Raw genomic sequence first — 6370 nt, 5'->3', positions numbered from 1 at the left:
ACACTCGACTAGTCGTCGGCAGCGTCAGATGTGTATAAGAGTCAGCCACCGGCGGGCTCGACTCCCTCGAGACGGACGGCCGGATCTTCGCCGAGAAGCTCCGCGCCACCGGGGCCGACGTCACCTTCCGCTGCTTCCCCGACGCCGACCACAGCTACACTCACAAGCCGCCCGTCGAGACGGCCCGCGAGGCGATCACCGGGCTCGGCGACCACCTCGCTCGCGCCTACGCCGCGGCCGGCCCGCAACGGCCCGCCTGATCCGACCCGGCGAACCGTCGGCAGGGGCACCGAGTGCCCGCGCCCCGGGTCAGCCGGCGGTGGGGCTACGGCGGTCGCCGCGTTCGCGGACGCGGACGGAGATGGCGATGGGCGAACCGGCGAAGCCGAAGTCCTCGCGCAGCCGGCGCTCCAGGAAACGGCGGTAGGCCGGCTCCAGGAAGCCGGTGGTGAACACCACGAACCGCGGGGGGCGCACGCCCGCCTGGGTGGCGAACAGGATCTTCGGCACCTTGCCGCCGCGCGGGGGCGGCGGGGTGGCGCCGACGACCTCGCCGAGCCAGGCGTTGAGCCGGCCGGTCGGGATCCGGGTGCCCCAGGATTCCAACGCCGTGCGCAGCGCCGGGGCCAGCCGGTCGGTGGCGCGGCCGGTGCGGGCCGAGACGTTCACCCGCGGGGCCCAGGCGATCCGGCCGAGGTCGCGGTCGATCTCCCGTTCCAGGGTGTACCGGCGGTCCTCGTCGACGAGGTCCCACTTGTTGAAGGCGAGGACGAGCGCCCGGCCCGCCTCGATCACCATGGTGATGACCCGCTGGTCCTGCTCGGTGAGCGGCTCGTCCGCGGCGAGCAGGACGATGGCGACCTCCGCGGCCTCCAGCGCCGAGGCGGTGCGCAGCGACGAGTAGTACTCGGCGCCGGACGCCTCGCGGATCCGCCGGCGCAGGCCCGCGGTGTCGATGAACATCCACTCTTCACCGCCGACGGTGACCAGCTCGTCCACCGGGTCGCGGGTGGTGCCGGCCACGTCGTGCACGAGCGAGCGGCGGCTACCGGCGATCTTGTTGAGCAGGCTGGACTTGCCGACGTTGGGGCGGCCGATCAGCGCGACCCGACGCGGCCCGTCGGTCTCGGTGAAGACCTCGCGGGGGGCCTCGGGCAGCACGGCGAGCACGGCGTCGAGCAGGTCCCCGCTGCCGCGGCCGTGCAGCGCCGAGACGGGGTGGGGCTCACCGAGCCCGAGCCCCCACAGCGCCGCGGCGTCGGCTTCGAACCGGTTGTCGTCGACCTTGTTCGCGACGAGGATCACCGGCAGCCCGCTGCGGTGCAGCACCCGGGCGACGGCCTCGTCGGCGTCGGTGGCCCCGGTCATCACATCGACGATGAACAGCACCGCGTCGGCGGTGTCGAGCGCCGCGGCCGCCTGCTCGGAGACCTGCGCGGCGAGCCCGGAGGCGTCGGGCTCCCAACCGCCGGTGTCGACGAGGGTGAACCGGCGCCCGTTCCACACCGCGTCGTAGGCGATGCGGTCGCGGGTCACCCCGGGCACGTCCTCGACGACCGCGGCGCGGCGGCCGAGGATCCGGTTGACCAGCGTCGACTTGCCCACGTTGGGCCGACCGACGACGGCCACGACCGGCTGGCCGGTGACCGGACCCAGCTCCTCGCCCCGAAGATCGCCGTCCCTGAAGTCGCCGTCCCGAAGGTCGTCGCCGGATGCCGCCTCGGCGCCGTCCATCGCTGCGTCCTGTCTGCTCATCACTGCCATCACTGCCACACCTGTCGTCGGGACCGGTGATCTACGATGATCACGCGGCGGATTCGCCCGGGGAGGCGCGGGCGGTCTCGAGATGATCGAGCAGCCGCACCCGGATGTCCTCGGCGACCGCGGCGAGCGCCCGGCGTGAGCGCGGGTTCGCCGGCACGTCGACCTCGAACGGCTTACCGAAGACCACCCTGACCTGCACCGAGCGGCGCGGCCAGCGCGCGCCCTTGGGCAGGGCGTCGCCGGTGTTGATACAGGCTACGGGGAGTACCCGGCAGCGGCCGTGGACGGCGAGGTAGGCGATGCCGTGCTGGACCGCGGCCATCTCCCCGCTGCCCCGGGTGCCCTCCGGGAAGACGCCGATCGCACCGCCGCGGGACAGCTCGTCGAGCGCGGTGTGCAGGGCCTCGCGGTCGGGGCGGCCCCGGTCGATCGGGATCTGCCCGCTGATCAGCAGCAGGCGGCCGACGATCCGGATGTACATCTCCGACTTCACCAGGCAGCGCACGGTGCGCGGCGCCTCGATGACCACCAGCGGGCCGTCCAGCCAGCTGCTGTGGTTGCCCGCGAAGATCAGCGGCTCGTCCACGGGGACGTGCTCGAGCCCCTCCAGGGTCACCCGCATGATCAACCTGTTGATGATCTTCCGTACCCCGGGCTTGAGCACACGGTGCGGCAGGTCGTTGTAGACCGGCGAGGCGGCGCCCCGGTGCAGCAGCCCCGCCCCGGGGGCCGGTTCGGAGGCCGGTTCTGGGGCGGTCACGTCGTCACGTTCGACGACTGCCCGCAGCGCCGCAGGACCTCGTCGACCACCTCGGGGACGGACAGGGCCGTCGAGTCCAGCACGATCGCCCCCTCGGGGATGGCCAGCGGGTCGGCGGCGCGGCTCGAGTCGAGCGCGTCGCGCCGGTCCAGCTCGGCCAGCGTCCGCGCGACGTCGTCGACGCCCTTCTCCCCGAGCTGGCGTGACCGGCGCAGCGCCCGGACCTCCGTCGACGCGGTGAGGAACACCTTGACCTCGGCGTCCGGCACGACGACGGAACCGATGTCGCGGCCCTCGACGACGATGCCGCTGGGCCGGGTGGCGGCGATCACCTGGCGCTGCTGGGCGACGAGGAGGGCCCGGACCGCGGGCACCGCGGCGATGGCGCTGACCGCGTTGGTGACCGCCCTGGTGCGGATCTCGGCGTCCACGCTGACCCCGTCGACGGCGATTGATGGCCGGTCCGGATCGGTGCCGACGGAGAGCACGGCCCGCTCGGCGAGTTCCGCGACCGCCTGCGGATCCTCGATGTCGATGCGACGCTCCAACGCGAGCTGGGTGACCGCGCGGTACATCGCCCCGGTGTCGAGGTAGCGAAGCCCGAGGCGCCGCGCGAGCTCGCGGGCCACCGTGCTCTTTCCCGATCCGCCGGGGCCATCGACCGCCACGATCATTCCCTCGGCCGAGCCGTCGGCGAGCGCGGGCGCACTCCCCGCGGACCCGAGCGGCGCGGACGTTCCCTTCACCCCGTCGGCGGTGCTCCCGCCCTCCGACAGCGCAGACCCGTGGTCGGGCTTCACCCGATTCCTCCGTCCCGGACACATGAGAGTCGTCGGGTCGCGCCCCGCGGACCCCTTGCCGCGTCGCGTTCGCCCCGGCCCTCGGCACCGCGGGGCGGTAGCCGGACCGGCGGCCGCGGTCACCGGACGATGATCGTCAGACGACTCCCGGCACGCGGACCGGGCCGAAGGGCGGGCCGGTGGCGTCAACCCGTCGGGTCGCGCCGCGGCGGAAACCGTCGCGTGCAACCCGGATCAGGCTACTCGGTACCGCATCACGATCGTCGGTATGCCGTCCATCCGGTGCTTGTGAGCCGGTCGACGAGACTGTCCGCGACCGCCGGATCGACGGCGAGTTCGACGATGCCGGCCGGTGCGTCCAGGCTGTGCTCGAACGGGCCGACGTCCTCGATGTTGATGTCCCAGGTGCTGATGAGGCCGACGATCCCGGCGAGCTGCCCCGGCCGGTCGTCGAGCACGACACCGACCCAGCCCCAGGACCGCGCCGTCGCGCCGGCCTTGCGCGGCAGCAGCGCGCGGCCCGCATGCCCGTCCCGCATGAGCCCGATGACCGCCGCGGTGACATCGTCGGCGCCGTCGTCGTCGAGGACGTCGGCCAGGGCGGTGAGCCGGGAGCCGAGCGCGCGCATCCGCGCCGCGATCGGCCCGCGGTTGCCCTCGACGATCCCCGCCCACAGCTCGGCGTCGCTGTCGGCGAGCCGGGTGGTGTCGCGGAACCCCTGGCCGGCGAGCGGAACCTCCCGGGGCGACAACCCGACCAGCACCCCCGCGAGCGCGCTCGCGACAAGCTGGGGCACGTGCGAGACGGTCGCCATCGCCTCGTCGTGGCGCTGCGGCGTGGTCCGCACCGGAGTGGCGCCGCAGGCCAGGGCCAGCGCCACGGTGGCATGCAGAGCCGCGGCACCGGTGTGCGGGACCGGGCAGACGGCCCACACGCGCTCGGCGAACAGGTCCGCGCGCGCCGAGACCGCGCCGTGGCGCTCCCGCCCGGCGATGGGATGCGCCGGGCACCACATCGACAGGTCACAGCCGAGCTGGACGCCCTCGACCAGCGGGCGGACCTTGACGCTGCCGGCGTCGCTGACCGTGTCGGCGAGCCCGCCGCGGGCCAACGCCCGGACCTCGGTCGCAATCGTCGGCAGCGGGGTGGCGACGACGGCGTGCTCGACCCGCTCCCCCGCCGCCCAGGGCTGCCCCGCGCCCATCTTCGCGGCGATGGCGACCTGGGCCTCGTCGGCGTCGCGGAGCAGGACCTCCACGCCCTGCGCGGACAGCGCCAGCCCGATGCTGGTGCCGATGAGACCCGTACCGACCACACCGACCCGGCGCAGCCGCGGCAACTGGGCAGCATCCCAGCCCGATCCGACCATGGGCCCACAGCCTATGGCGACATCTTTCGACACACCCGCCACGCCAGCGACAACATCAGGCCCTCACGCACCGCAACGGATGGTTACGCGGAAAAACTCAAGGACCTGGATCAGCCATCGCCTGAAGTCCCCCGCGGGCAGGCTGGATGACCGCGGGAGGCATCGAGGGATGGGGGCGCGGCCCTCCGGACCTCGGGCCACGCCGCCCGGAGACCAGCAGATGCAGGAGGTTAGTCGCGGTTCGCCGGCCCGCGACCGTCATCAACCTCCAGCAATTGCCCCCCCCCCCCGCAACCGTCGCAGATGACGGAACATCGGCCGCGCGTCTGACTGGCCTGGCCAGCACCGACCCGCCTGGCGCGACGCGCTGAAGATCGCTGCTGTAGGTGGCTACAGGCCGACGTTGCGGTAGAGGGCGCCGACCTCGCCGCGAGTGAGGTGGCGGGCCCGGCCGGAGCGCAGGGTGCCGAGATACACCGCGCCGTGCCGAGTGCGGACCAGCCGGTGCACCGGGTAGCCGATGGTCTCCATCATCCGGCGGACGATGCGGTTGCGGCCCTCGTGCACGACGATCTCCAGCATCACCCGGCCGTTCGCCTGATCGACGATCTGCACCGAGTCCGCCCGCGCCAGCCCGTCCTCGAGCTCGACGCCGGCGCGCAGCGTGCGCGGCACCTCGCGGCGCAGCGGTCCGGAGACCTCGACCAGGTAGGACTTGGGCACCTCGTAGGAGGGATGGGTCAGCCGGTGGGCGAGCTCGCCGTTGTTGGTGACCAGTAGCAGCCCCTCGCTGTCGCCGTCGAGGCGGCCGACGTGGAACAGGCCGCCTCCGCCGCCGAACTCGGTGAGCAGGTCTGCGATGGTGGGCCGGCCGCGGTCGTCGGACATGGCCGACAGCACCCCGCGCGGCTTGTTCAGCGCCAGATGGACCAGGCCGGTGCGGGTGACGATCCGGTCGCCGTCGACCTCGATGATCGCGGTCTCCGGGTTGACGCGGCGGCCCTGCTCACGCACGACGAAACCGTCCACGCTGACCCGGCCCTCGGCGATGAGCTCCTCCCCACGCCGACGGGAACCGATGCCGGCCGCGGCGAGCACCTTCTGCAGCCGGATACCCTCGTCCGCGGCGGACGACGGGTCCCGCGGCGCCTGGGCGGGGCGCTCCTCCCGAGCCGACCCCGTCTCCCGGGCCGGCCGAGCCTCCCCACGAACCGGGCGGGTGTCCCCACGAACCGAGCGAGCCCCCGAGGTGGGCCGAGCCTCACCACGGGCCACCGGACGGCCCTCCCCACGGGCGGAACGGCCCTCCCCACGCGGGGCCGGACGAGCATCCCAGGTGGGACGGCCCTCACCACGGACTGCAGGACGGCCCTCACCACGAACGGGACGGCCCTCACCACGAACGGGACGGCCCTCACCATGAACGGGACGAGCCTCACCACGGACCGCCGGACGGCTCTCCCCACGGGCGGCCGGACGAGCGTCCCAGGTGGGACGGCCCTCCCCACGGACTGCAGGACGGCCCTCCCCACGAGCCGCTGGACGGCCCTCCCCACGAACGGGACGAGCCTCACCACGAGCCGCCGGACGGCCCTCACCACGAACGGGACGAGCCTCACCCCGGGCCACCGGACGGCTCTCCCCACGGGCGGCCGGACGAGCCTCCGAGGTGGGAC

Annotated in this window: 5 protein-coding genes; all 5 read right to left on the bottom strand. The window is 73.7% G+C overall.

Going from position 1 to position 6370, the window contains the following annotated elements:
- Positions 1–309: 309 nt before the first annotated feature.
- The 5 genes from der to NBZ85_RS25985 all read right to left on the bottom strand — a co-directional run bounded on the left by der (position 310) and on the right by NBZ85_RS25985 (position 5807).
- On the bottom strand, positions 310–1755 hold the full coding sequence (der, locus tag NBZ85_RS26005) for a ribosome biogenesis GTPase Der (RefSeq protein ID WP_261555504.1): 1446 nt from the start codon (positions 1753–1755) through the stop codon (positions 310–312).
- A 49-nt stretch (positions 1756–1804) separates the two neighbouring features.
- On the bottom strand, positions 1805–2551 hold the full coding sequence (locus tag NBZ85_RS26000; RefSeq protein WP_372517694.1) for a lysophospholipid acyltransferase family protein: 747 nt from the start codon (positions 2549–2551) through the stop codon (positions 1805–1807).
- Positions 2521–3324, bottom strand: coding sequence for a (d)CMP kinase (gene cmk / locus NBZ85_RS25995; RefSeq protein ID WP_261555505.1), 804 nt, complete (start codon positions 3322–3324; stop codon positions 2521–2523). The genes NBZ85_RS26000 and cmk overlap by 31 nt, the downstream gene beginning before the upstream one ends.
- A 254-nt stretch (positions 3325–3578) precedes the next feature.
- Complete coding sequence (locus NBZ85_RS25990; RefSeq protein ID WP_261555506.1) at positions 3579–4694, bottom strand: prephenate dehydrogenase; 1116 nt, start codon at positions 4692–4694, stop codon at positions 3579–3581.
- Positions 4695–5084: 390 nt separating this feature from the next.
- On the bottom strand, positions 5085–5807 hold the full coding sequence (locus NBZ85_RS25985; protein WP_261555507.1) for a pseudouridine synthase: 723 nt from the start codon (positions 5805–5807) through the stop codon (positions 5085–5087).
- Positions 5808–6370 lie beyond the last annotated feature (563 nt).

This window comes from Frankia tisae (assembly GCF_025403405.1).
Lineage (GTDB): Bacteria > Actinomycetota > Actinomycetes > Frankiales > Frankiaceae > Frankia > Frankia tisai.
The sequence above is the reverse complement of the archived record's forward strand: the minus strand, read 5'-3'. Positions and strand labels throughout refer to the sequence as shown.

Bases quoted from the DNA above. Each gene is read 5' to 3' on its own strand.
- der (WP_261555504.1), bottom strand. From the start codon at position 1,755: ATGAGCAGACAGGACGCAGCGATGGACGGCGCCGAGGCGGCATCCGGC.
- NBZ85_RS25990 (WP_261555506.1), bottom strand. From the start codon at position 4,694: ATGGTCGGATCGGGCTGGGATGCTGCCCAGTTGCCGCGGCTGCGCCGG.